24 protein-coding genes are annotated in these 22,869 nt (G+C 58.3%); 6 read left to right on the top strand and 18 right to left on the bottom strand.

The window, feature by feature from the left end; genetic code table 11:
* Nucleotides 1-9 precede the first annotated feature (9 nt).
* From nuoE to AC2TEM_RS08470, 14 genes are all read right to left on the bottom strand, one after another.
* The gene (gene nuoE, locus AC2TEM_RS08405) at nt 10-1,110 is read right to left on the bottom strand and encodes an NADH-quinone oxidoreductase subunit NuoE (protein ID WP_170424111.1); all 1,101 of its coding nucleotides are present in this window, start codon (nt 1,108-1,110) and stop codon (nt 10-12) included.
* Nucleotides 1,110-2,333, bottom strand: coding sequence for an NADH-quinone oxidoreductase subunit D (locus AC2TEM_RS08410; RefSeq protein WP_010442773.1), 1,224 nt, complete (start codon nt 2,331-2,333; stop codon nt 1,110-1,112). Before AC2TEM_RS08410 ends, nuoE begins: the two co-directional genes overlap by 1 nt.
* Nucleotides 2,333-2,458 carry a hypothetical protein gene (locus AC2TEM_RS08415; RefSeq protein WP_010442774.1) on the bottom strand — a complete coding sequence of 42 codons (126 nt, stop codon included), beginning with the start codon at nt 2,456-2,458 and terminating at the stop codon, nt 2,333-2,335. Before AC2TEM_RS08415 ends, AC2TEM_RS08410 begins: the two co-directional genes overlap by 1 nt.
* On the bottom strand, nt 2,458-2,631 hold the full coding sequence (locus tag AC2TEM_RS08420) for a hypothetical protein (protein WP_170397057.1): 174 nt from the start codon (nt 2,629-2,631) through the stop codon (nt 2,458-2,460). Before AC2TEM_RS08420 ends, AC2TEM_RS08415 begins: the two co-directional genes overlap by 1 nt.
* A gap of 3 nt (nt 2,632-2,634) precedes the next feature.
* Nucleotides 2,635-3,237, bottom strand: coding sequence for an NADH-quinone oxidoreductase subunit C (locus tag AC2TEM_RS08425; RefSeq protein WP_170424113.1), 603 nt, complete (start codon nt 3,235-3,237; stop codon nt 2,635-2,637).
* Nucleotides 3,238-3,248: 11 nt separating this feature from the next.
* On the bottom strand, nt 3,249-3,782 hold the full coding sequence (locus AC2TEM_RS08430; protein WP_010442777.1) for a NuoB/complex I 20 kDa subunit family protein: 534 nt from the start codon (nt 3,780-3,782) through the stop codon (nt 3,249-3,251).
* Nucleotides 3,773-4,138 carry an NADH-quinone oxidoreductase subunit A gene (locus AC2TEM_RS08435; RefSeq protein WP_010442778.1) on the bottom strand — a complete coding sequence of 122 codons (366 nt, stop codon included), beginning with the start codon at nt 4,136-4,138 and terminating at the stop codon, nt 3,773-3,775. Before AC2TEM_RS08435 ends, AC2TEM_RS08430 begins: the two co-directional genes overlap by 10 nt.
* Before the next feature lie 182 nt (nt 4,139-4,320).
* Complete coding sequence (locus AC2TEM_RS08440) at nt 4,321-5,103, bottom strand: crotonase/enoyl-CoA hydratase family protein (RefSeq protein WP_170424115.1); 783 nt, start codon at nt 5,101-5,103, stop codon at nt 4,321-4,323.
* A gap of 3 nt (nt 5,104-5,106) precedes the next feature.
* Nucleotides 5,107-5,961: a hydroxymethylglutaryl-CoA lyase gene (locus AC2TEM_RS08445; RefSeq protein WP_170424117.1), complete on the bottom strand. Its 855-nt coding sequence runs from the start codon at nt 5,959-5,961 to the stop codon at nt 5,107-5,109.
* A 79-nt stretch (nt 5,962-6,040) separates the two neighbouring features.
* A complete protein-coding gene (locus tag AC2TEM_RS08450; protein WP_170424119.1) occupies nt 6,041-7,969 on the bottom strand; it encodes an acetyl-CoA carboxylase biotin carboxylase subunit in 1,929 nt (642 codons plus the stop codon).
* A 3-nt stretch (nt 7,970-7,972) separates the two neighbouring features.
* Nucleotides 7,973-8,398 (bottom strand): ASCH domain-containing protein, encoded by a 426-nt coding sequence (locus AC2TEM_RS08455; protein WP_170424121.1) that lies wholly within the window; start codon nt 8,396-8,398, stop codon nt 7,973-7,975.
* Nucleotide 8,399: 1 nt separating this feature from the next.
* On the bottom strand, nt 8,400-10,007 hold the full coding sequence (locus AC2TEM_RS08460; RefSeq protein ID WP_170424123.1) for a carboxyl transferase domain-containing protein: 1,608 nt from the start codon (nt 10,005-10,007) through the stop codon (nt 8,400-8,402).
* The gene (locus AC2TEM_RS08465) at nt 10,004-10,468 is read right to left on the bottom strand and encodes a lysozyme inhibitor LprI family protein (RefSeq protein ID WP_170424125.1); all 465 of its coding nucleotides are present in this window, start codon (nt 10,466-10,468) and stop codon (nt 10,004-10,006) included. The genes AC2TEM_RS08460 and AC2TEM_RS08465 overlap by 4 nt, the downstream gene beginning before the upstream one ends.
* The gene (locus AC2TEM_RS08470) at nt 10,465-11,991 is read right to left on the bottom strand and encodes an AMP-binding protein (RefSeq protein WP_170424127.1); all 1,527 of its coding nucleotides are present in this window, start codon (nt 11,989-11,991) and stop codon (nt 10,465-10,467) included. Before AC2TEM_RS08470 ends, AC2TEM_RS08465 begins: the two co-directional genes overlap by 4 nt.
* A 136-nt stretch (nt 11,992-12,127) precedes the next feature.
* Between AC2TEM_RS08470 and AC2TEM_RS08475 the strand changes: the two genes are divergently transcribed.
* A complete protein-coding gene (locus tag AC2TEM_RS08475; RefSeq protein ID WP_170404039.1) occupies nt 12,128-12,733 on the top strand; it encodes an OmpW/AlkL family protein in 606 nt (201 codons plus the stop codon).
* A 47-nt stretch (nt 12,734-12,780) separates the two neighbouring features.
* On the opposite strand, the gene AC2TEM_RS08480 is transcribed toward AC2TEM_RS08475, so the two are convergent.
* From AC2TEM_RS08480 to AC2TEM_RS08490, 3 genes are all read right to left on the bottom strand, one after another.
* Entirely contained in the window at nt 12,781-13,944 is a 1,164-nt protein-coding gene (locus AC2TEM_RS08480; RefSeq protein ID WP_170424129.1) for an isovaleryl-CoA dehydrogenase, read from the bottom strand.
* Nucleotides 13,945-14,107: 163 nt separating this feature from the next.
* Nucleotides 14,108-15,298, bottom strand: coding sequence for an aminotransferase class I/II-fold pyridoxal phosphate-dependent enzyme (locus AC2TEM_RS08485; RefSeq protein WP_170424131.1), 1,191 nt, complete (start codon nt 15,296-15,298; stop codon nt 14,108-14,110).
* A gap of 39 nt (nt 15,299-15,337) precedes the next feature.
* Nucleotides 15,338-16,009: an HAD-IA family hydrolase gene (locus tag AC2TEM_RS08490; RefSeq protein ID WP_170424133.1), complete on the bottom strand. Its 672-nt coding sequence runs from the start codon at nt 16,007-16,009 to the stop codon at nt 15,338-15,340.
* Between the two features lie 134 nt (nt 16,010-16,143).
* Between AC2TEM_RS08490 and glmU the strand changes: the two genes are divergently transcribed.
* Genes glmU through AC2TEM_RS08505 form a run of 3 tightly spaced genes read left to right on the top strand, consistent with a single transcriptional unit; the run spans nt 16,144 to nt 20,013 of the window.
* On the top strand, nt 16,144-17,496 hold the full coding sequence (glmU, locus tag AC2TEM_RS08495) for a bifunctional UDP-N-acetylglucosamine diphosphorylase/glucosamine-1-phosphate N-acetyltransferase GlmU (protein ID WP_480856135.1): 1,353 nt from the start codon (nt 16,144-16,146) through the stop codon (nt 17,494-17,496).
* A gap of 3 nt (nt 17,497-17,499) precedes the next feature.
* Nucleotides 17,500-19,323 (top strand): glutamine--fructose-6-phosphate transaminase (isomerizing), encoded by a 1,824-nt coding sequence (glmS, locus tag AC2TEM_RS08500; protein ID WP_170424137.1) that lies wholly within the window; start codon nt 17,500-17,502, stop codon nt 19,321-19,323.
* Between the two features lie 6 nt (nt 19,324-19,329).
* Complete coding sequence (locus AC2TEM_RS08505) at nt 19,330-20,013, top strand: DNA alkylation repair protein (RefSeq protein ID WP_170397087.1); 684 nt, start codon at nt 19,330-19,332, stop codon at nt 20,011-20,013.
* On the opposite strand, the gene AC2TEM_RS08510 is transcribed toward AC2TEM_RS08505, so the two are convergent.
* Nucleotides 20,001-20,414, bottom strand: a complete 414-nt coding sequence (locus AC2TEM_RS08510; protein WP_170424139.1) for a hypothetical protein — start codon at nt 20,412-20,414, stop codon at nt 20,001-20,003. The genes AC2TEM_RS08505 and AC2TEM_RS08510 overlap by 13 nt on opposite strands.
* Before the next feature lie 91 nt (nt 20,415-20,505).
* Here AC2TEM_RS08510 and moaA point away from each other — a divergent pair, with 91 nt between their 5' ends.
* Together moaA and AC2TEM_RS08520 are read left to right on the top strand one after the other, a co-directional pair.
* Nucleotides 20,506-21,513, top strand: coding sequence for a GTP 3',8-cyclase MoaA (moaA, locus tag AC2TEM_RS08515; RefSeq protein ID WP_170424141.1), 1,008 nt, complete (start codon nt 20,506-20,508; stop codon nt 21,511-21,513).
* Between the two features lies 1 nt (nt 21,514).
* Nucleotides 21,515-22,813: a 3-deoxy-D-manno-octulosonic acid transferase gene (locus AC2TEM_RS08520; RefSeq protein WP_170424143.1), complete on the top strand. Its 1,299-nt coding sequence runs from the start codon at nt 21,515-21,517 to the stop codon at nt 22,811-22,813.
* Nucleotides 22,814-22,869: the final 56 nt, after the last annotated feature.

The following is a 22,869-nucleotide window of genomic DNA, read 5'->3' on the forward strand; positions in this document are numbered from 1 at the left end:
GGCACCCGTTTAGTCTTCGTATGTGCCGTCTTCCTTGGCACGTTTGGCGAAATCGGTCTCTTCACCTGCGGCCAGTTTCGCGGCTTGTTCGATCCACCCGTCCCGCTCGATCCGGCCTTTGAATTTCAGGCGCGCATCCACCCAGGCCACTTGCTCGGGTGTCCATGCAGCGATCTGGTCATAGTGGTAAAAGCCCAACTCGTTCAGGGTCTCTTCCAGCTTCGGACCCACACCCTTCAGCATCTTCAGATCATCGGGCTTGCCATCGCGCGCACTGCTCAGCGTTTCCGGTTGATCCTCTTTCGCCGCTTTCGCCTCAGCAGCCTGTTTCACCGCTGGCTTCGCCGGGGCCGGCGCTTTAGGCGGCTTCGGCGCGGCCTTGGCCGCCGTCGCTTTTCCATCCTCGCCCAGCCAAGGGGTCAGGATTGGAACCTCGGTCCCATCGATGCGCTTGACTGTATCGCCCAGATCGCTCGCAAGCTGCACGCTTGCGTTATACTGCGTTCTGCCGCTGTCATACTCCGTCAGGCTGGTCAGCCCCTTCAGAGGTTCCGCCGCATAGCGCCCGTTCTGAGGACCCGGAGTCGGCACTTTGCCCGCCACCAGATCATCGAGAATCTTGCCAAAGCTCTCGGTCGTCAGATCTTCGTAGTAATCCTTACCGATCTGCGCCATCGGGGCATTGGTGCAAGATCCGAGGCATTCCACCTCTTCCCAGCTCAGCTTACCGTCAGCAGACAGTTCATGCGGCTTGGTCGCGATCTTTTCCTTGCAGACCGCAATCAGATCCTCGGCCCCGCAGATCATGCAGGATGTCGTGCCGCACACCTGAATATGTGCCACCGATCCAACCGGCTGCAGCTGGAACATGAAGTAGAACGACGCGACCTCAAGCACGCGGATATAGGCCATACCCAGCATGTCGGCGACGGATTCAATCGCCGGACGGCTCAGCCAGCCCTCTTGTTCTTGCGCACGCCACAGCAGCGGGATCACCGCGCTGGCCTGACGGCCTTCGGGGTATTTGGTGATCTGCGCTTCGGCCCATTGCTGGTTGGCAGCGGTAAAGGCAAAGCTTTCGGGTTGTTCGGGGTGAAGACGGCGGAGCATTAGCGGTCAATCTCTCCAAATACGACGTCCATGGTGCCGATGATGGCGGCGACGTCGGCCAGTTGGTGTCCTCCGGCAACGTGGTCCATGGCTTGCAGGTGCAGGAAACCCGGCGCGCGGAGTTTGGCGCGGTAGGGCTTGTTGGTGCCGTCGGCGACCAAATAGACGCCGAACTCGCCCTTGGGGGCTTCGACAGCGGCATAGACCTCGCCTGCGGGGACGTGGAAGCCTTCGGTGTAGAGCTTGAAGTGATGGATCAGACTTTCCATCGAGGTCTTCATGTCCGAACGTTTCGGCGGGGTGATCTTTCCGCGCGCCAGAACGTCTCCGGGACAGTCGCGGATTTTGGCGATGGCCTGACGGATGATCAGCAGCGACTGGCGCATCTCTTCCATGCGCACCAGATAGCGGTCATAGCAATCGCCGTTCTTTCCGACGGGAATCTGGAACTCGAACTCGTCATAGCATTCATAGGGCTGCGCGCGGCGCAGGTCCCATGCCAGCCCCGATCCGCGCACCATTACGCCCGAGAAGCCGTATTTCTGAATGTCATCCTCGGTCACGACACCAATATCGGCGTTGCGCTGTTTGAAGATGCGGTTTTCGGTCAACAGGCCGTCAATGTCATCGAGAACGGCGGGAAACTCGTGGCTCCAAGCCTCGATATCGTCCAGCAGTTCCGGCGGCAGGTCCTGATGCACGCCTCCGGGGCGGAAATAGGCGGCGTGCAGGCGGGCACCACAGGCACGCTCATAGAACACCATCAGCTTTTCACGCTCTTCAAAACCCCACAGAGGCGGGGTCAGCGCGCCAACGTCCATGGCTTGAGTGGTCACGTTCAGCAGGTGGTTAAGAATACGACCGATCTCGGAATACAAAACGCGGATCAAAGAGCCGCGACGCGGTACTTCAACACCGGTCAGTTTTTCGATGGCCAGACACCAGGCATGTTCCTGGTTCATCGGTGCCACGTAATCAAGACGGTCGAAATACGGCAGATTCTGCAGATACGTCCGACTTTCCATCAGCTTTTCGGTACCACGGTGCAATAGGCCGATATGCGGGTCGCAACGTTCGACGATCTCGCCGTCCAGCTCAAGTACAAGTCGCAGAACTCCGTGCGCCGCAGGGTGTTGCGGGCCGAAGTTAATGTTGAAGTTGCGGATCTTCTGTTCTCCGCTCAGCGCGTCCGTGCTGCCGTCATCGTATCTTGAGCCGTCCATCAACGCCCTCGTTTCTTCTTCGCTTCGGCCCGTACCCGGACCTTTTCCGCCTCAGCTGCCTTGGCAGCGGCCCCAGCCAGCAGAACCCCAAGCGCCCCCAACGCAATCAGTTCCCCCAGACCCATCAGCGGCGCTCCATCTCTTGCAGTTTCATGGCCATGATCCAAATCAGGATCAGCGTTCCAATCGGGATGACGCAGGCTACGACCCAGTATTTCTCGATCCCGAAATGCGGTAGCAGCTTCAGCATCGGGATAATCGTGGCAACCGTGACGGCAATCCAGATCAGGAACTCCATGACTTACGACTCCTGTTTTTCATCCCCCGGAAGAATGTAGTTCGCACCTTCCCACGGGGACATGAAATCAAATTGACGGTATTCCTGAACCAATGAGACCGGTTCGTAGACCACGCGCTTTTGCGCTTCGTCATAGCGGACTTCAGTATAGCCAGTGGTCGGGAAATCCTTGCGCAGCGGATAGCCGCGGAAACCATAATCCGTAAGGATGCGTCGCAAGTCTGGATGACCTGAGAACAGGATGCCGAACATGTCGAACACCTCGCGCTCGAACCAATTGGCAGAGGGGTGCACGTCCACGATTGAAGGCACCATGTCATCTTCTCGGATCGAGACTCGTAAGCGAATGCGCTGGTTCTGATACATTGACAGGAAGTGGTAGACCACATCGAACCGCTTGGCCCGTTCGGGGTAGTCGACGCCGGTGATGTCAACCAGGGTCGAGAACTGGCAGGTCCGCTCACTTTTGAGAAACTCAATGAATTCCACCAGATTCGAAGGAGCCACATCGACGTTCAGCTCGCCATGGGTCACATCCCAGGCCAGAACGCAATCTGCACGTTTCAGCTCCAACTGAGTGCCGAGTTCTTTGAGTGCTTCGCTCATCTACCTCTCCCTCAGCGTACGATGGTGCCGGTTCGGCGGATTTTGCGTTGCAGCTGCATCAGTCCATACAACAACGCCTCAGCGGTTGGAGGGCAGCCGGGCACGTAGATGTCCACCGGAACAACCCGGTCACAGCCACGCACAACGGAATAGGAATAGTGGTAATACCCACCGCCATTCGCGCAGGACCCCATCGAGATCACATAGCGCGGCTCGGGCATCTGGTCATAAACCTTGCGCAGCGCCGGGGCCATCTTGTTGGTCAGCGTTCCAGCGACGATCATCACATCAGACTGGCGCGGAGACGCACGAGGCGCGATGCCGAACCGTTCCGCGTCATACCGTGGCATCGACGTGTGCATCATCTCTACCGCGCAGCAGGCCAGACCAAAGGTCATCCAGTGCAAGGATCCGGTCCGCGCCCAGTTGATGATGTCCTCGGTCGAGGTCAGCAGAAACCCCTTGTCCTGCAGTTCCGCGTTCAGGGCCTGGGTGGCGACTTCCTTGTCGACGCCGGCGGTGTTTGCGCCCGTCATCACTCCCATTCCAGGGCCCCTTTCTTCCATTCATAGGCAAAGCCGATGGTCAGCACCGCCAGAAACACCATCATCGACCAGAACCCAACATCGCTGATGTCTTTGAAGCCAACGGCCCAGGGGAACAGGAAGGCGATTTCCAGATCAAAGATGATGAAGAGAATCGCGACCAGATAGAATCGGACATCAAACTTCATTCGCGCATCGTCGAAGGCGTTGAAACCACATTCATAGGCGCTGACCTTTTCGGGGTCGGGATTGCGGACAGCCAGGACCACAGCAGCCAGAATCAGTACGATTCCAAGGCCTACGGCAACGGCCAGAAACACCAGAATCGGGAGGTACTCCCGCAGCAGGTCTTCCACGTATAGCTCCTTTCCTGCGCAAGTCCCGAAAGGGTGCGCCGTCAATTGGCGATTTGACTGGACATTCTCTATCCCTGTGGGGTCAGAGGGTCAACCGAACAGAAACGCGCAGGTCGGCATTGTTACAATCATCCAGCGGGCGATTGCGGAGAACACTTCTGGAACAAAGTGATCGGCTAAACCTAACTAATCCATGCAGGTTTTCGTTTGTCGAAAAAGGCGCCGATTCCCTCTTGCGCCTCATCAGTTTCCCAACGCGCGACAAGCTGTCGAATGGTGTGGTCAATCACCGCGTCATCAATTCGCGGCCCAAGTGACTGGATCAGCTGCTTGGCCGAAGACACCGCACCGGGTGCACAGGACAGATAGGGAAGCACTTCAGCTTCGACCGCCTCGGCCAACGCCACAGCGGGCACCGCGCGGGTCAACAGGCCCAGTTCGACCGCTTCCGCCGCTTCGAACAGGCGGGCAGACATAAAGACGCGCCGCGACCGTGCTTCGCCCATTCGGGCAATGACATAGGGTCCAATCGTCGCCGGGATCAGGCCAAGCCGCGTTTCGGTTAGACCCATCTTCAGGCTTTCCACACCGATCGCCACATCGCAGACCGAAGCCATCCCGACACCTCCACCAAACGCGTTTCCCTGCAACGCGCCGATCAAGGGTTTGGGCAGCGTATTTAAGGCATTCAGCATCTCAGCCAGCTTGCGCGCTTCGGCAAAACGCGTCTCGGGATCGGCAGCCATCTGCGCCTGCATCCAACCCAGATCTCCCCCGGCGCAAAAGCTCTTGCCCGCGGCGGCCAGAACCACCACCCGCACCGCATCATCATTTGCCAATTGCCCAGCGGCCTGGGTTAGCTCTGCAATCATCTGCGCCGACAGTGCGTTGTGCTTCTCGGGTCGATCCAGCGTCAGAGTAGCCACGCCACGCGCGTCTGTGTTCAGCGTAATGGTCTCGAACATATCTTATTCCGCCCGCATTGCCCGCGCCATGCGCGCCGCCTGTTCCAGAACCGGCACATCCAGACCGATCTCATATCCCAACCGTTCCAGATGTGCGGTCACGGCTTCGGTTGCGACATTACCGGCCGCACCCGGCGCATAAGGGCAACCACCCAGCCCGCCCACGGCGGTATCAAATACCCGCACACCCAAGGCAAGCGAAGCGTCTATGTTGTCGATTGCCCGCCCGTTGGTATCATGAAAATGTCCTGCAAGCCGGGTAACCGGCACTCGTTCGCGCACGGCCAGCAGCATATGAGCAATCTTGTCCGGCGTTCCCTGCCCAATCGTGTCCCCCAGCGAAATCTCATAGCAGCCATGGGCAAACAGCGCGTCCGCCACCTCGGCCACCTTCTCGGGCGGGGTCGGGCCGTCATAGGGACAGTCGGTCACGCACGAGACATAGCCCCGGACGGGCAGATCAATATGTCGTGCTGCTTCGAGAATGGGCACAAACCGTTCGATGGATTCGGCAATCGTTGCGTTTATGTTCGCTTTCGAGAACCCCTCGGACGCCGAAGTAAACACCGCGATCTCATCTGCCTTGGCTGCCAACGCGTCCTCATATCCGCGCATATTCGGCGTCAGCGCAGCGTACCGCACGCCTTCGGTCCGTGTGATTCCAGCCATAACTTCACCGCTGCCCGCCATTTGCGGGACCCATTTCGGTGAGACAAAACTGGCAACTTCGATCCGGTTGAAACCGGCCCGGCTGAGGCAATCGACCAAGGCGACCTTCTCGGCCACCGGGATCTCGCGCTGTTCGTTCTGCAGGCCGTCGCGTGGCCCGACCTCGAATATTTCGACCCGTTCTTTCATCAGCGCATCCCTTCCCGGTTTCTTATCGTTTCAATTGCGGATGGCCCGACTTTGCCACGCAATCCGCGGGCCGAACAGATCAATCCTCGGCCAACCGAACCAACGCTGCACCGGCCTCGACCTGTGCCCCCGCCTCGGCCAGCACTTCCGCGACCACCCCATCTCGGGCGGCCAACAAAGAATGCTCCATCTTCATGGCTTCCAGAATGGCCAGCCGGTCGCCCTCTTTCACCGCTTGCCCTGCTGCGGCAAAGACGGCCTTGACCAAACCGGGCATCGGCGCCTCGATCACGTTGGTGTCGCCCGCCGCACTTGCATCGCGATCCAGAGGATCGATAACGTCAAACACCTGCCCGTAATCGTCGAACACGGTGACCTGAGATCCTGCGATGGCGACGTTGGGCATTGGCTTTCCGTCAATAATCCAACCGCCATTTCGCTGCGCAATCACCTGCGCGCCGTTAACAGTCCAAACCTGCCGATGCGGGTTTTCAACCTGCACGTCCAAATCAATGACCTCTCCGTCGCGCATTAGCTGCACAGCCCGGTGCAATGCCCCCCAAAGGGTGAAGCCTGTCTCAGAGGCAGTCTCTATCAGGCCCAGCGCCGTCATCGCCGCAGCCACCGTTGACGCATGACCTGAATCAGCGACCTCTACCAGAGCCTCAAGATCCCGCCCGATCAGCCCGGTATCCACGTCGCCCGACGCAAACCCGCTGTGCCGCGTCAGAGCACCAAGGAAGGCGAGATTTGTGACAGTCCCGGCGACCTCGGTCTGGCGCAAGGTCCGGTGGAGATTTTCCAAAGCGACCGCGCGTATCGGGCCATGCACCACGACCTTGGCGATCATAGGGTCGTACCATGGGCTGATCGTATCCCCGGCGCGCACGCCACTGTCGGCACGGCAGCCTTCCGGGAACTGTAGATGAGTCAGCGTACCCGTCGCAGGCAGAAAGCCTTTGGGCACATCTTCGGCATAAAGCCTCGCCTCAAAGGAATGCCCGCGGATCGACAAATCGCCCTGCCGCTTCGGCAGGCTTTCACCCGCTGCTACGCGCAACTGCCATTCGACAAGATCGACGCCAGTAATGGCCTCGGTCACCGGGTGCTCGACTTGCAGGCGCGTGTTCATCTCCATGAACCAGAACCGATCCGGGCGCAGCCCGTCCGAGGCATCGACGATGAACTCAACCGTCCCTGCGCCCTTGTAGCCAATCGCCTCAGCCGCGCGCACGCCCGCCTGCCCCATCGCCTCACGCATCTCGGCAGTCATTCCAGGGGCTGGGGCCTCTTCGATCACTTTCTGATGCCGCCGCTGCAACGAGCAGTCGCGTTCAAACAGATGCACTGCGTGGGTGCCGTCACCGAATACCTGCACCTCGATATGGCGGGGCTTGGCGACGAATTTCTCGACAAGTACAGCATCATTACCGAACGCCGTCTTTGCCTCACCGCGCGCGCTGTCCAATGCAGCCGAGAACTCCTCGGGCGCCTCGACCAGCCGCATCCCCTTGCCACCACCACCTGCAACGGCCTTGATCAAAACGGGATACCCGATGGTATCTGCCGCGCCAGCCAGATGTTCGGGGTCCTGATTGTTGCCATGATAGCCGGGGACGACGGGAACTCCTGCGTCCTCCATCAATACCTTGGCCGCATCCTTAAGGCCCATCTTGCGGATCGCGTCCGCCGATGGCCCGATGAAGGTCAGACCTGCAGCCTCGACTGCATCCACAAAATCCGGGTTTTCGGACAAGAACCCATAACCAGGATGGATCGCCTGCGCTCCTGTATCCAGCGCCGCTTGAATGATCACATCACCCTTCAGATAGCTTTCGGCTGGGGCCGCGCCACCAATATGCACCGCTTCATCCGCCATCTGCGCATGCTTGGCCGATGCATCAGCATCCGAATACACAGCCACACAAGATACGCCCATCTTCTGAGCAGTTTCCATGACCCGGCAGGCGATCTCGCCGCGGTTGGCAATCAGGATTTTGTTAAACATAGCTTACCCCTTAACCGCCAGATCTTCGACAAGGCGGAAGCGTTCGCACAGCAATTCCATCTCGGGATAGAACCCGCCATTGCGTTCGAAATACCGGCGATGATCTTCGCGCCATCCCTCAAGCGTTTCATTCTCACCCTCGGCCAACGCAAAGTCTTCGGTCACATCGCAATATCGGCAGGTCGAGACCTCGATAGTTTCGATCACCAAAGCCGGGCGATCATCCCATTCCAGTGCAATATCCTGCCGCCCAACGACCGGAATATCAGCACTGCCTTCGGGGTAGTCTCGCAAAGCACCACATGTTGCCGTTTTTCGGCCTGATCTTACCAGCGCCAGCAGCTCGGCGCTTAGCGATGCGCTGTCTCCAAACTTGAAGGTCTGCGCGCCCGGGTAGCGGGCCATTACTTCATTCAATGAAACGCTCATCTTACATCCTGAACACGCCGAAACGTGTCTCCTCAATCGGGGCGTTCAGTGCGGCACTCAGCGACAATGCCAACACATCGCGCGATTTGCGCGGGTCGATGATGCCGTCATCCCACAACCGCGCCGACGCGTAGAGCGGGTGGGATTGTTCTTCGAACATGTCCAGCGTCGGGCGCTTGAATTCAGCTTCTTCTTCAGCCGACCATGTGCCGCCCTGTCGTTCGATCCCGTCGCGTTTGACAGTCGCTAGGACACCTGCAGCTTGCTCGCCCCCCATCACTGAGATACGCGAATTCGGCCAAGTCCACAGGAACCGAGGCTGATAGGCGCGTCCTGCCATGCCGTAGTTTCCAGCTCCGAAGGACCCTCCGACAAGCATTGTGATCTTTGGAACGCTCGTCGTCGCCACCGCCGTCACCATCTTGGCCCCGTGCCGCGCGATGCCTTCGTTTTCATATTTCCGACCAACCATGAAGCCTGTGATGTTCTGCAGGAATACCAGTGGTGTTTTGCGCTTCGAGCACAGTTCGACAAAATGCGCGCCCTTCTGCGCGGCCTCGGAGAACAGCACGCCATTGTTGGCAATGATCCCGACCGGGCAGCCTTTGACATGGGCAAAACCGGTCACTAGAGTTTCTCCAAAACGCGGCTTGAACTCATCGAAGCGCGAGCCATCGACCAGCCGCGCAATCACCTCGCGGATGTCATAGGGCGTCCGCAGATCGGCCGGAACTACGCCCAAAATTTCCTCGGGATTATAGGCAGGCTCTTCCGGTGTTTCGAACTGTAGGCCAGGCTTCAGCCCGGCACCCCCCAACGACCCGACGGCCCGCCGAGCCAAGGCCAACGCATGCGCATCATCCTCGGCCAGATAATCCGCCACACCGGACAGGCGCGTATGCACATCGCCGCCACCCAGATCTTCCGCTGTCACAACCTCCCCCGTCGCAGCCTTGACCAAAGGCGGTCCGGCCAGAAAGATCGTGCCCTGTTCTTTTACGATGATCGTGACATCGGACATCGCAGGCACATAGGCCCCGCCCGCCGTACACGACCCCATTACAACGGCGATCTGAGCAATCCCCTTCGCGCTCATCCGCGCCTGATTATAGAAGATGCGGCCAAAATGATCGCGGTCGGGGAAAACCTCATCCTGATTAGGCAGGTTCGCGCCGCCGCTATCGACCAGATAGATGCAGGGTAGATGGTTTTCCTCGGCAATCTCCTGCGCGCGGAGGTGTTTCTTGACCGTCAGCGGATAATATGTGCCGCCTTTCACAGTGGCGTCGTTGCACACCACCATGACCTCGCGCCCCTGCACCCGGCCAATCCCCGCGATCACCCCGGCACAGGGCGCGGCATCTCCATACATCCCATGTGCCGCCGTCGCGCCGATTTCCAAGAACGGAGAACCCGGATCGAGCAGGTTCGCCACCCGACGACGCGGCAGCATCTTGCCCCGCGATTCATGCCGCGCCCGCGATTTTTCACCGCCACCCATGCGGGCCGCTTCGGCGGCATCCGCAATATGTGCCAGCGCATCCAGATGTGCGGCTCGGTTCGCCTTAAACCCCTCAGAGGTCGGTATGGCTTTGGATTTTATTTTCATTCCATCTTCCCCAAGTCGCGCAATTCCACAGCGCGTTCAGCGGTTTCGGTCAGCAGGCAATTTGCGGCAACAATCGAGCGTATCGTTCCATCAGACCATATGCCGTAGGCCAGAGCACATTCAGCATCCCGAAACCCGATCCATGCGCGTTGAGCATCTCGCAACTGGTCCGAAAGTTCGGGACTTTGTTCAGCCAGTTCTGCTCTACGCAGTTTATACTGTTCGTTTAGATATGAATCCCAAATTTGGGTTTCGGCTTGAATACACTCGGTGATGCCAAGGGTTGTTTCATTTCCCGGTATCGTTTGGCAGGCATTGGCAGCTGCGCCGAGACATGATGACATGCTATCGCCCTGCTGCGTCTGAGAAAAACATTGTTGAATATACGACTGGTCTACCCAAGCGCCCTGAGCGGAAACAAGCGATGGTACTAGCATCGCAGCAAGTGCAATTCGCATCATGTAATTGCCTCCCCTGCAGCCCGCGCCTTCAATTCCTTCCGGATCACCTTTCCCGTCACCGTCATCGGCAACTCTTCCAGAAACGACACCTCACGCGGATAGGAATACTGCGCCAAACGGTCCTTAACCCAATTCTGCAACTCAGCGCCCGACGCCTCAGCCCCCGGCTTCAATACCACATAGGCCTTCACGATCTCGGTCCGCAGCTCATCGGGCTTGCCGACCACGCCCACAGTTGCCACTGACGGATGGGTCAGCAGGCAATCCTCGATCTCAGCCGGGCCAATCCGGTATCCTGCCGAGGTAATCACGTCATCATCACGACCGACAAAGCGCAGATAATCGCCCTCCCACACGCCACGGTCACCGGTGATCAGCCAATCACCTCGGAATTTCTCAGCCGTTGCTTGCGGATTATTCCAGTATTCCAGCAGCATTGAGGCCGAACCGCGCCGGATGGCAACATCGCCTTCCTCCGTCGTCGGTTGGCCATGATCGTCAATTACCGCCACCTCATGACCCGGCACCGGTTTACCGATACAGCCGGGGCGAACGGGGAAGTCCTCGGCGCAGGAGGATACGACCATGTTACACTCGGTCTGGCCATAAAACTCGTTGATCGTCAGACCAAAGGCCTGCTGGCCCCAAGCCAACATCTCAGCGCCCAAAGGCTCGCCCCCGGACGCCACCGACCGCAATCCCGGTATCGACTGATCCGCAGCTTTGAGCATCCGTAAAGCCGTCGGCGGAAAGAAGACGTTCCGCACCCCCGCCCGCGCGATCACCTCGGCGCAGGCCTTTGGGGTGAATTTGTCCAAACGCGTGGCAACCACCGGAACACCCAGCGCAAGCCCGGGCATCAGAACGTCGAACAAACCGCCGATCCACGCCCAGTCTGCTGGCGTCCACAGGCAATCCCCATCACGCAAGTGGTTGTGGCTGATCGAGACGCCCGGCAGGTGGCCCAGCAGCACACGATGACCATGCAGCGCACCCTTGGGACTGCCAGTGGTGCCGGACGTGTAGATCAGGACCGCCGGATCTTCGGGGCCGGTATCGGCAAAGGGCACCGGTTCCCCCTCCTGCCCGATCTCGTCAACCAAAAGTGGCTGGGCCAGATCCCCCGGCAACGCGGCCCCTTCTGCATCCGTCAAAACGATCCGCGCACCTGCATCTCTGACGCGCGATGCCAGCGCATCGTGTTTGAACAGCTTGAACAACGGCACCGAAATCGCACCGATCTTCCAGATCGCCAGATGCGCGGCGGCACACCACGGCGACTGGCTGAGCAAGACGCCAACCCGGTCCCCTGGCTGGACCAGAGCTATCAACGCGCGAGCGATGCCATCAACCATAAGCTCCAGTTCGCCAAATGTTACCACGCTCGGATCGCCCCGGGTCAGATCCAGCAAAGCAACCCGATCGGATTGTTGCGACAGGCATTGCTGCGCCATGTTCAGCCGATCAGGCATCGCCCAGCTTTGGTCGCCGCGCAAACCCGGTATGCGCTCAGCGGGATGCATGCTGATTTTCCCTTATTTCATTAGCGGTTGCAGCTAGCCTCCCCGATTCAGCAATTTCCGGAGTTTGATGCAGATCAGAGCGTCTCTGCGCCGCGGCATCCAAAACATCGGCATCAACGCAAGCAAAGGCACGAATATGACAAAGAAACTCGCCGCTTTGACCCTTTCTACCGCACTTGTCGCTCTGGCTGCCCCAGCCTTCGCCCAATCCCAAGGCGATTGGACAGTCGGTGTTGGTGTCGGCTATCTGGACCCCAAATCCGACAATGGGACTCTGGCCGGGTTCGACGCCGAAATCGACTCGGACACCCGTCCGATTTTCACCGTCGAATATTTCGTTCAGGACAATCTCGGGATCGAGCTCTTGGCCTCGACCCCCTACAAGCATGACGTCACTCTCGGTGGCAGCGTTGACGCGGGCAGCGTCAAGCATCTTCCGCCTACTCTGTCGCTGAACTATCACTTCCCGACCAATAGCGCGTGGAAGCCCTATGTCGGCGCTGGTCTGAACTACACCATCTTCTTCGAGGAAGACTCGCCTTTGGGCGATCTCGATCTGGACAACTCCTTCGGCGTTTCTCTGCAGGCCGGTCTGGATTACATGGTCACGGAAAAAGGCGCGGTGCGTCTGAACGTGCGCTGGTTCGACATCGACTCGGACGTCAAACTTGACGGCAACGACATCGGCACCGCCGAAATCGACCCGTTCCTGATTGGCCTGTCCTACGTTCATCGTTTCTGATCCAATCGCAAAAAGCCCCGTGGTTCAATGAACTGCGGGGTTTTCCGTCACAACATCTCGTTCATCATTTCGCGCCCAATCAGCATGCGGCGGATTTCGCTGGTGCCCGCGCCGATCTCCATCAGCTTTGCATCTCGGAAAATCCGGCTGACCGGCGAATCCGACAGGAATCCGGCACCACCCAACGCCTGAACGGCTTGATGCGCCTGCACCATCGCCTGTTCCGAGGCATATAGGCAGCACGCCGCAGCATCCTGACGGGTTACATCCCCGCGGTCGCAAGCCTTGGCAACTTCGTAGACATAGGCCCGCGCCGAATTCATTGCTGTGTACATATCCGCGATCTTGCCTTGCATGAGCTGGAAGCTCCCGATCGGTTTTCCGAACTGCTTACGCTCGGCCAGATAGGGCATCACTTCATCCAAGCAGGCGGCCATGATCCCGGTTCCAATACCCGCAAGAACCACACGCTCATAGTCCAGACCGGACATCAGAACGGCTACACCCCGCCCTTCTTCGCCCAGAACATTCTCGAACGGCACTTCAACATCTTCAAAGATCAACTCAGCGGTGTTCGAGCCGCGCATGCCAAGCTTGTCGAAATGAGGCGAAGTCGAAAACCCGATCATCTCTTTCTCGATCAGAAAGGCCGTGATCCCCTTTGACCCGGCGTCCGGATCGGTCTTGGCATAGACGACCAGAGTGTCTGCATCCGGCCCGTTGGTGATCCAGTATTTGTTGCCATTCAGCCGATAGTGATCGTTTCGCTTTTCTGCACGTAGCTTCATGGAAACCACATCCGACCCAGCCGAGGACTCGGACATAGCCAACGCCCCGACGTGTTCACCCGAAATCAGACGGGGCAGATATTTTTTCTTCTGCTCTTCTGTTCCGTTCAACTTGATCTGGTTCACGCACAAGTTCGAATGCGCGCCATAGGACAAAGATACCGAGGCCGAGGCGCGCGCCACTTCCTCAACTGCCACCGTATGCGCCAGATAGGACATACCGGCCCCGCCATATTCTTCAGGGACTGTGACGCCCAACAAACCAAGCTCACCCATCTCTTTCCACAGCTCATTCGGAAAGGCATTGGACGCGTCGATCTCGGCCGCCATCGGCTTGACCCGTTCCTGAGCCCAGCGGTGCACCATCTCACGCAAGGCGTTCACGTCCTCGCCCAGATCGAATTGCATTGTGGCCATAAACATGCAGGGCTCCTCCGATTGTATTAATGAACAAGCGTTCAATAATCAGATAGCAGCGTTTCCTCCTCGGGTCAATGACGACACGCAGGCCAACGCAAAACGCCGCCCGGCAAGGGGCGGCGTTTTCAGATAAATCGAGCGTGCGCTGAAAGCGCACTCCGCTGGACTATGACTGATAGACAGCGCTGACTTCAGCCCGGATAATGCGTGCAATTTGGGCACAATCTTCCAGCGAAAAGGTCAGTGGAACGCGCATATCCATGATCCCTGCCAATATCCGATCACTGACCGGCATCGGGGCGCTGTCGGCATAACGCCAACTGTCATAGCGTGAGGTAAAGCCCGACGGTTCAGTCCCCCCGAACCACTTCAGTTCGACCCCGCGCGCGGCGCAACGCTGGATTACCTCAGCAATGCGCTCGGGTGTCCAGTCCAGCAACAGGAATTGTATCGATGAACCGACATAGGTCTCAGCATCAGGCCGCTCCACCATCGTCAAACCCGGCGTTTCACGCAGGCCACGCTCAATCTCAACATAGCGTTCGTTCCAGCGCTGCACCTGCCGGTCCAGATCGCGCAACTGCGGGCGCAGGATCGCCGCACGCAGATTATCCATCCGGCCCGAGACATTGGGGGTGGTGTATTTGATCTGCTCGAACACCTCCGGCCCAGGCGCGGCCAGATGGCGTTCATAAAGCATATAAGACCCGGACAACATCGTAGCCTTGGCGGCCAGTTCCGGATCATCCGTGATCAGCAACCCGCCCTCACCCGAATTGACATGTTTATAGGTCTGGCACGAGTAACATCCAATGGCCCCCTGCCGCCCAGACAGTTGTCCGCGCCACGCCGCACCCATGGTATGCGCGCAATCCTCGATCACGATCACGCCGGCGGCGTCGCACATCTGCATCAGCCGATCCATATCGCACAGATGCCCTCGCATGTGGCTAAGCATTAGTACTTTCGCCTGATCCAGCTTGGCCTCAAGATCATCCAGATCGATGGTCAGGGCTTCGGTCACACCAACAAAGACCGGCTTTGCCCCAACCGACGCGATCGCCCCGGGCACCGGGGCCAGAGTGAACGCGTTGGTCAAAACCGGATCGCCCGGCTTAACCCCCACCGCCCGCAGAGCTGTGGCCAAAGCATACCCCCCAGATGAGACTGCCAGACAGTATTTCGCACCCATTTGGGCGGCGAATTCCTGCTCCAACAAAGCCGTCTCGCTCAATTCGCCAGGGGCAACATTGTAGCGGTGCAAACGACCATGGCGCAAAACGGCCATGGCGGCCTCGATCGCCTCTTCGGGAATGGGTTCTTGCTGGGTGAAATTACCTGTGAATGTCTCAGTCATGAATCCGTTTTTATGCTGAGTGTTAAGCGGGTCAAGGGATCAGGCCGCCGCTCCGATCAAATCGGAGACCAGTTTCGGTAAATCATCAAAATGATGCAACAACGCCTCGGGCTCCAGCGCAGCCATCTCATCGCCCGACGGGCCGAATGTCACCAGTACCGACGGCACTCCCGCAGCCCGCGCCGTATTTCGGTCGGTATCTGAGTCGCCGATCAATACGCAGTGGTCAGGGTGCCCTCCGGCGCGGCGCGCTGCTTCGCGTAACGGTTCAGGGTCGGGTTTCCGCACCGGTAATGTGTCTGCACCGATCAGTGAAGCAAAGTGATCACGGACACCCATCCGGGTCAGCAGCAAATCAGCCAGGCCTTCGGGCTTGTTGGTGCAAATCCCCACGCCATATCCTGCATCTTTCAGTGCTTCGACGGCTTCAAGCGCACCGGGATAGAAATAGGTATGCGTATCGATCGCCTGCCCATAGACGTCCAAAAAGACCGGATAATAGGCTTCGACAACATCCGCATCATAGGCGCCGACCCGCTTCAATCCATGGGACAACATCAAGCGTGCACCGCGTACCGATACCGCCGCATCAAGCTCGGGCGACAGAACATCCCCATGACCCATCTCGCGAAAACAATGGTTTGCAGCGGCCAGCAAATCACCAGATGTATCCGCCAAAGTTCCATCCAGATCAAAGATTACCGTTCGCATGCTCACCTCCTGAACCGGCGGGATTCCGCCATGTCGTGTTGCAAACGGCAATCTTCTTTGATGGCTGAACCGCTTGCGCCTTTGCCCACAGCGGATAAAACGGGCGGCGACAAAACAAAAGAGAAAACGATTTCATGAGCACTGCCCTTGTCATTCTTGCCGCCGGAAAAGGCACAAGGATGAACTCTGATATTCCCAAAGTCCTGCATCCGATCGCTCAGGCCCCAATGCTGGTTCACGCCATGCGCGCCGGTGCTGTCCTGTCGCCCGAGCGCACGGTGATTGTTACCGGCCACGGTGCGGAAGCAGTCGCGCGTGTGGCTGAAGCCGAAGATGAAAACGGCAGCATTGCGGTGCAGGAAGAACAACTTGGCACCGCCCACGCGGTTGCGCAGGCGCGTGCAGCGCTGGAGGGCTTTCAGGGGGATGTGGTCGTCCTCTATGGTGACACCCCGTTTCTACAGCCCGACACCCTGCAGCGGATGATCGAAGCGCGCGCAAAAAACGATCTGGTCATTCTTGGATTCGAAGCTGCAGACCCCGCCCGTTATGGCCGCCTTGTGATGAACGGGGACGCCCTAGAGCGGATCGTCGAATTCAAGGATGCCACAGATGAAGAGCGCACTATAACCTTCTGTAACTCAGGACTTTTGGCATGCGATTCCGAAACCTTGTTCTCGCTGATCGATGCCGTTGGAAATGACAATGCCTCAGGTGAATACTACCTGACCGACGTAGTCGAGATCGCCCGCAGCCAAGGGCTGTCCGTAACTGCGGTTGCCTGCGACGAAGCTCAGACGCTGGGCATCAATTCGCGCACTGACCTGGCGGCGGCTGATGCGGTGTTTCAGGTGCAAGCACGGTCTGCATTGCTGGATCTGGGGGTCACTCTGATGGCCCCTGAAACCGTGTATCTGGCCGCAGATACCGTAATTGGCCGCGACACTGTCATTGAACCCAATGTGGTTTTCGGCCCCGGAGTGACCGTGGAAAGCGGCGCAACGATCCGGGCGTTTTCACATCTCGAAGGCTGCCATGTCAGCCGAGGTTCGGTGGTCGGACCCTATGCCCGGCTGCGTCCGGGTACAGAGCTGGCTGAAAACGCCAAAATTGGCAACTTTGTCGAGATCAAGAACGCCGAAATCGCCGAAGGCGCTAAGGTGAATCACCTCAGCTATATCGGCGATGCCTCAGTCGGGGCGGCGACAAATATTGGTGCGGGAACCATCACCTGCAACTATGACGGCGTGATGAAGCATAAAACGACCATCGGGGAAAACGTGTTCATCGGATCGAACACGATGCTGGTGGCCCCGGTCACTCTGGGTGATGGCGCAATGACCGCCACGGGGACCGTAGTGACCAAGGATATTGAGCCAGACGCATTGGCCGTAGCGCGTTCCAAGCAGGAAAACAAACCCGGCTATGCGCGTAAATTGTTTGAAATGTTGAAGGCGAAGAAGGCTCGCCGCGACAAAGGAGCCTGAGTTATGTGTGGAATTGTTGGTGTTCTGGGCAGTCACGAAGCTGCCCCTATCCTGGTCGAAGCACTGAAGCGGCTTGAATATCGCGGTTATGACAGCGCCGGTATTGCGACCGTGAACGATGGCGCTTTGGGCCGCCGACGGGCCGTCGGCAAGTTGGTGAACCTAAGCGACCTTCTGGTTCACAACCCCCTTCCGGGTAAATCCGGTATCGGTCATACCCGCTGGGCCACCCATGGTGCCCCATCGGTTAACAATGCACATCCGCACAAGGCCGGGCCTGTCGCCGTAGTGCACAACGGCATCGTTGAAAACTATCGTGAATTGCGGGCTGAACTGGCCGATAATGGGGTCGGTTTCGTGACGGATACCGACACTGAAACCGTTGCCCTGATGACGGAAAGGTACATGTCCGAAGGTCTCTCTCCGGTCGACGCCGCGTTTAAAACCATTGATCGGCTTAAGGGCGCCTTTGCGCTCGCCTTTCTGTTCGACGGTCAAGAAGACCTGATTGTTGCGGCGCGCAAGGGCTCGCCCCTTGCAATTGGTCACGGCGATGGTGAGATGTTTGTTGGGTCTGATGCGATCGCGCTGGCCCCCCTGACGGATCGCATCACCTATCTTGAGGAAGGCGATCGGGCGGTTCTGACCCGCACTTCGCTTGAGATTCGAACCGAATCGGGAGAGCTTGCCAACCGCGAAATTCGGCAAATTCAAATCGATCAGACCCGTGCCGACAAAGGCGGCCACAAGCATTATATGGCCAAGGAAATTGCCGAGCAGCCTGTTGTGGTGGCCGAAGCCATCCGCTCGTATCTTCCGACCGGAGGCGATCAGGTTGTATTGCCCGGTGACGGTCTGGATTTCACCAAGCTGGACCGTCTGACCATGGTGGCTTGCGGCACGGCATTCTACGCTTGCCTGACGGCAAAATACTGGTTCGAACAGCTGGCCAAGATGCCGGTTGAAATCGATATCGCCAGCGAGTTCCGCTATCGCGAACCTCCGATCTCGGACCGGACGTTGGCGCTGTTTGTAAGCCAGTCGGGCGAAACCGCCGACACGCTTGCTGCCCTGCGCTATTGCGAGGGCAAGGCGGACAAGATTGTCTCGGTCGTGAATGTCGCGGAAAGCTCGATTGCGCGCGAAAGCGATGTGGCGTTGCCGATCCATGCGGGCGTCGAGATCGGTGTTGCCTCGACCAAGGCGTTCACCTGTCAGCTTAGCGTGTTGCTGATGCTTGCCCTCAAGGCCGCTGCAGATCGAGGCACGCTTAGCGATGAAGAGATCGCCGATCACGCGGCCGCCCTTCGCGGTTTGCCGACTGTTCTGAATGCTGCGCTGGATCAGAACGACGCTATTCGCCAATCCGCCCAACGCCTGTCCGAAGCGCGCGACGTGCTGTTCCTGGGCCGTGGCCTCATGTACCCGCTGGCGATGGAAGGCGCTCTGAAACTCAAGGAAATCAGCTATATCCACGCCGAAGGCTATGCCTCGGGTGAGTTGAAGCACGGCCCCATCGCCCTGATCGACAAGCATATGCCGGTTGTCGTCATGGCACCACGCGACGCAGTTTTCGACAAGACAGTTTCGAACATGCAGGAGGTGATGGCGCGCAAAGGCAAGGTTATCCTTGTCTCGGATGATGACGGTATCGCTGAGGCAGAAGATGGAGTTTGGAGTACGATCCGTATGCCACATGTGCACGCCAGCCTTGCCCCGATTCTCTATTCGGTGCCCGCGCAATTGCTGGCCTACCACACGGCGGTGGCCAAAGGCACAGATGTGGATCAGCCCCGCAATCTGGCAAAATCCGTCACGGTCGAGTGACGGCAGATGCAGGCCTATCTGGATCAGATCAAAGCCCATGCCGATCCTGAACGCGCAGAACAGGTGGCGGCCTATCACAAGGTAGACCGCCCCTATCTGGGTGTTCCGAACCCGGTTCTGAACGATCTGACCAAGGCTTGGCGGCGCGAACTTGAAGTCATCGACCGCATCGCTGTCGCCGATGGCTTATGGCAGACCAACATTCATGAAGCGCGGGTCGCGGCAGCAAAGCTGCTGACCCAAGCCCGTATCCGACCGGATGACGCGGTGTGGGACCTGCTGCAAAGCTGGCTACCGGATTTTGACGCCTGGGCCGTGGCCGATCATGCCTGTATGGCGATGCAAAAGCGTCTTTCGGCTGATCCAACCCGGCTGGATCAGGTCGAACGTTGGACCACGTCGGGCCACATGTGGACCAAACGCGCCGCGCTGGTCGCCACCTTGCCCTGGACCAAACAGAACCATCCCAAACCGAAAGACCTGGCATGCCGCGACCGTATACTCGGCTGGGCTGCCACGTATGTCTCCGATCGGGAATGGTTCATCCAGAAGGCCATCGCATGGTGGCTGCGCGAATTGTCAAAGCATGATCCAGGGCGCGTAGTCGCGTTTCTGGAAACGCACGGCGCAAACATGAAACCCTTTGCCCGCAAAGAGGCTGGGAAATACCTGCGCGCTCAGTCGGAATAGACTTCCAGTTCCACCAACTCGTCATATGGCACCAACAACGCGCGCATGGCTTCAAGCGACAGCCGTCCGCCACCGCCTTCGGGGCCTGGTGCGGGAACAAGCGTGACATAGGCCTGCGCACCCGTGCGCGGCACAACCACGCGGCCGTTGATTTCAGTTTGCACCAGAGGCGTCTGCAACCAGCGCCCCGGTGTGTTGGGATCGCCCAGCCCGGCAACGGTCGTTTTGGCGCCAGACCACCCTGCGGCAGCCACAGGCTCAGGAGTTACCTCCGTCGCCTCTGCTTTAACGGGTTCAGCCGCCGTCTCGTTGGATGAACTTCCGAACACCCGATCCGTCGTGGACCGAACGGCATCGCAACCGGCAACGAGGCTAAAAGCTAAAACCAAAGCATATTTCATAACACAAAACCTAGAGCGCTGCACCTAACTGTACCAGTCCAAAACGCAGATGGCACTTGCCGCGAACATGCCTCCGCTTTACCTATGAGCCATGACAGCTCCGCTTATAGACCCGTTTGCCCGCGCCATCACCTATCTTCGTGTCTCCGTTACGGATCGCTGCGATTTCCGCTGCGTCTACTGCATGTCCGAAGATATGAAGTTTCTTCCCAAGAAAGACCTTCTGACTCTGGAAGAGTTGGATCGTATGTGCACGACTTTCGTCAATTTGGGCGTCGAGAAATTGCGCATCACCGGGGGCGAACCTCTGGTTAGGCGAAACATCATGTCATTCTTCAACAGCATGACCCGACATCTGGACAGCGGCGCCCTGAAGGAGTTGACGCTGACAACCAACGGATCACAATTGCACCGATTTGCGGAAGATCTTTACGCAGCGGGCGTGCGGCGCGTGAATGTATCGCTCGATACGCTGGATGAAGACAAATTTGCCAAGGTCACCCGATGGGGCCGCCTGAAACAGGTGCTGAACGGCATTGACGCAGCACAAAAGGCTGGCCTGCGGATCAAGATCAACGCTGTCGCTCTGAAAGGGTTCAACGAGCCCGAGCTACCCAAGATCACCGAATGGTGTGCGGAACGTGATATGGATCTGACCTGGATCGAGGTGATGCCCATGGGCGACATAGGCAACGAAGACCGGCTGGATCAGTATTGGTCGCTCAAGGACGTCCGCAAGGAATACCAGAACCACTATACGGTCACTGATCTGGCCGAACGGACAGGTGGCCCGGCGCGGTATGTCCGGCTTGAAGAGACCGGTCAAAAGATCGGTTTCATAACGCCACTCAGCCATAACTTCTGCGAAAGCTGCAACCGCGTGCGCCTGACCTGCACTGGTGAGATCTACATGTGCCTTGGCCAGGAAGATATGGCTGATCTGCGCGCGCCCTTGCGCGATCATCCCGATACCGAGAAACCGTTGGAAGACGCGATCCGCGCAGCCATCAATCTCAAGCCCAAGGGCCATGATTTCGACTATTCCCGGCAAGCCGTCGACGGTCAGATGAGCCGCCACATGAGTCATACGGGCGGCTGAGATGCCCGATAGATCCGCGCAGCCGACGCTGCTGTACAAACTGTACTGCGGTCTCATATCTATTGCCGAACCCCTGATTTGGCGGAAAGTACGCAACAAACTGCACGCTGCGGGTGTTCCCGAAAGCCGCCAGCAAGAACGGCTTGGCCATGCCAGTTTGCCGCGCCCAGATGGGCAGCTGATCTGGTTTCACGCGGCCAGTGTGGGTGAAAGCCTATCGGTTCTAAGCCTGATCAACCGTCTGGGGCAGCGCCTGCCGAATGCTGAGTTTCTCATCACCTCAGGCACCCCGACCTCGGCGACGTTGATTGCTAAGCGCTTGCCTGCCCGGACGCGCCACCAGTATCCGCCATTGGACAGCGCCGCTCCGGTGCGCGAGTTTCTGGACCACTGGAAACCCGATGCAGGCATCTTTGTAGAAAGTGAAATCTGGCCTCGCCTGATCGTAGAGGCCGCAAAACGCGGCACGCCACTGGCGCTCTTGAATGCCCGGCTATCTGACAAATCAGTGGACAGTTGGAACAAGCGCCCGAACACTGCGCGCTTCATTCTGGATCATTTCAAGGTATTCCTAACGCAAAACTCCAAAACAGCCGATAACCTGATCACCATGGGCGCTGATGCTGAGCGCGTCCAACCCGGCACCAACCTCAAGGCCATGTCTGACCCGCTGCCTGTGGATCAGAAGCTCCTGACTAATATACAGGTTCAGATAAATGATCGCCCTCTGTGGATTGCCAGTTCGACCCATGCAGGGGAAGAAGAAACAGTTCTGGCAGCCCACAAAGCGTTGCTACAGCGCTGGCCCGACCTGCTATTGCTGCTGATCCCTCGCCATCCGGAGCGTGGAGACGACGTTGCTAAATTGGTGAGTGATGCTGGTCTTTCGCATGCACGACGCAACGCTGACCAACAGATAGCATCAGACATACAGGTCTATGTCGCGGATACATTGGGTGAAACCGGAACCTGGTACGCCCTCTGCCCCATCGTTTTCCTAGGGGGATCGCTGAAAGAGATCGGCGGCCATAACCCGTTTGAACCGGTTCAGGCGGGGGCTGCGGTGATCACCGGCCCTGGTTATTTCAATTTTGCCGAGACATTTGAGCCGCTCATCAAAACGGGCGGCGCCGTCCGGATCAACTCGGCCAACGCATTGTCAGATGCTGTCACCCTCTGGCTGTCGGACAAAGCCGAACTGCACACCGCTCGAATGGCGGCCGATGCCTGCGTGAAAACACAGAGTTCGGCGTTGGATGCGGTGATCGAAACGCTCTGCTCCCGCCTGTCTCTCGGCTGACAAAACAAACCGATCCCACTTCATCTGGCTTAAAATACCTCGGGGGTGTGGGGGCA

Source organism: Ruegeria sp. HKCCD3925, from assembly GCF_057221175.1.

Bases quoted from the DNA above. Each gene is read 5' to 3' on its own strand.
- glmS (WP_170424137.1), top strand. From the start codon at position 17,500: ATGTGTGGAATTGTTGGTGTTCTGGGCAGTCACGAAGCTGCCCCTATC.
- AC2TEM_RS08480 (WP_170424129.1), bottom strand. From the start codon at position 13,944: ATGTTTATGGCCACAATGCAATTCGATCTGGGCGAGGACGTGAACGCC.
- AC2TEM_RS08490 (WP_170424133.1), bottom strand. From the start codon at position 16,009: ATGCGAACGGTAATCTTTGATCTGGATGGAACTTTGGCGGATACATCT.
- AC2TEM_RS08430 (WP_010442777.1), bottom strand. From the start codon at position 3,782: ATGGGAGTGATGACGGGCGCAAACACCGCCGGCGTCGACAAGGAAGTC.
- AC2TEM_RS08460 (WP_170424123.1), bottom strand. From the start codon at position 10,007: ATGAAAATAAAATCCAAAGCCATACCGACCTCTGAGGGGTTTAAGGCG.
- AC2TEM_RS08425 (WP_170424113.1), bottom strand. From the start codon at position 3,237: ATGAGCGAAGCACTCAAAGAACTCGGCACTCAGTTGGAGCTGAAACGT.
- AC2TEM_RS08415 (WP_010442774.1), bottom strand. From the start codon at position 2,458: ATGGGTCTGGGGGAACTGATTGCGTTGGGGGCGCTTGGGGTTCTGCTG.
- AC2TEM_RS08455 (WP_170424121.1), bottom strand. From the start codon at position 8,398: ATGAGCGTTTCATTGAATGAAGTAATGGCCCGCTACCCGGGCGCGCAG.
- AC2TEM_RS08450 (WP_170424119.1), bottom strand. From the start codon at position 7,969: ATGTTTAACAAAATCCTGATTGCCAACCGCGGCGAGATCGCCTGCCGG.
- nuoE (WP_170424111.1), bottom strand. From the start codon at position 1,110: ATGCTCCGCCGTCTTCACCCCGAACAACCCGAAAGCTTTGCCTTTACC.
- AC2TEM_RS08410 (WP_010442773.1), bottom strand. From the start codon at position 2,333: ATGGACGGCTCAAGATACGATGACGGCAGCACGGACGCGCTGAGCGGA.
- glmU (WP_480856135.1), top strand. From the start codon at position 16,144: ATGAGCACTGCCCTTGTCATTCTTGCCGCCGGAAAAGGCACAAGGATG.
- AC2TEM_RS08475 (WP_170404039.1), top strand. From the start codon at position 12,128: ATGACAAAGAAACTCGCCGCTTTGACCCTTTCTACCGCACTTGTCGCT.
- AC2TEM_RS08440 (WP_170424115.1), bottom strand. From the start codon at position 5,103: ATGTTCGAGACCATTACGCTGAACACAGACGCGCGTGGCGTGGCTACT.
- AC2TEM_RS08470 (WP_170424127.1), bottom strand. From the start codon at position 11,991: ATGCATCCCGCTGAGCGCATACCGGGTTTGCGCGGCGACCAAAGCTGG.
- AC2TEM_RS08420 (WP_170397057.1), bottom strand. From the start codon at position 2,631: ATGGAGTTCCTGATCTGGATTGCCGTCACGGTTGCCACGATTATCCCG.
- AC2TEM_RS08520 (WP_170424143.1), top strand. From the start codon at position 21,515: ATGCCCGATAGATCCGCGCAGCCGACGCTGCTGTACAAACTGTACTGC.
- AC2TEM_RS08510 (WP_170424139.1), bottom strand. From the start codon at position 20,414: ATGAAATATGCTTTGGTTTTAGCTTTTAGCCTCGTTGCCGGTTGCGAT.
- moaA (WP_170424141.1), top strand. From the start codon at position 20,506: ATGACAGCTCCGCTTATAGACCCGTTTGCCCGCGCCATCACCTATCTT.
- AC2TEM_RS08445 (WP_170424117.1), bottom strand. From the start codon at position 5,961: ATGAAAGAACGGGTCGAAATATTCGAGGTCGGGCCACGCGACGGCCTG.
- AC2TEM_RS08505 (WP_170397087.1), top strand. From the start codon at position 19,330: ATGCAGGCCTATCTGGATCAGATCAAAGCCCATGCCGATCCTGAACGC.
- AC2TEM_RS08465 (WP_170424125.1), bottom strand. From the start codon at position 10,468: ATGATGCGAATTGCACTTGCTGCGATGCTAGTACCATCGCTTGTTTCC.
- AC2TEM_RS08485 (WP_170424131.1), bottom strand. From the start codon at position 15,298: ATGACTGAGACATTCACAGGTAATTTCACCCAGCAAGAACCCATTCCC.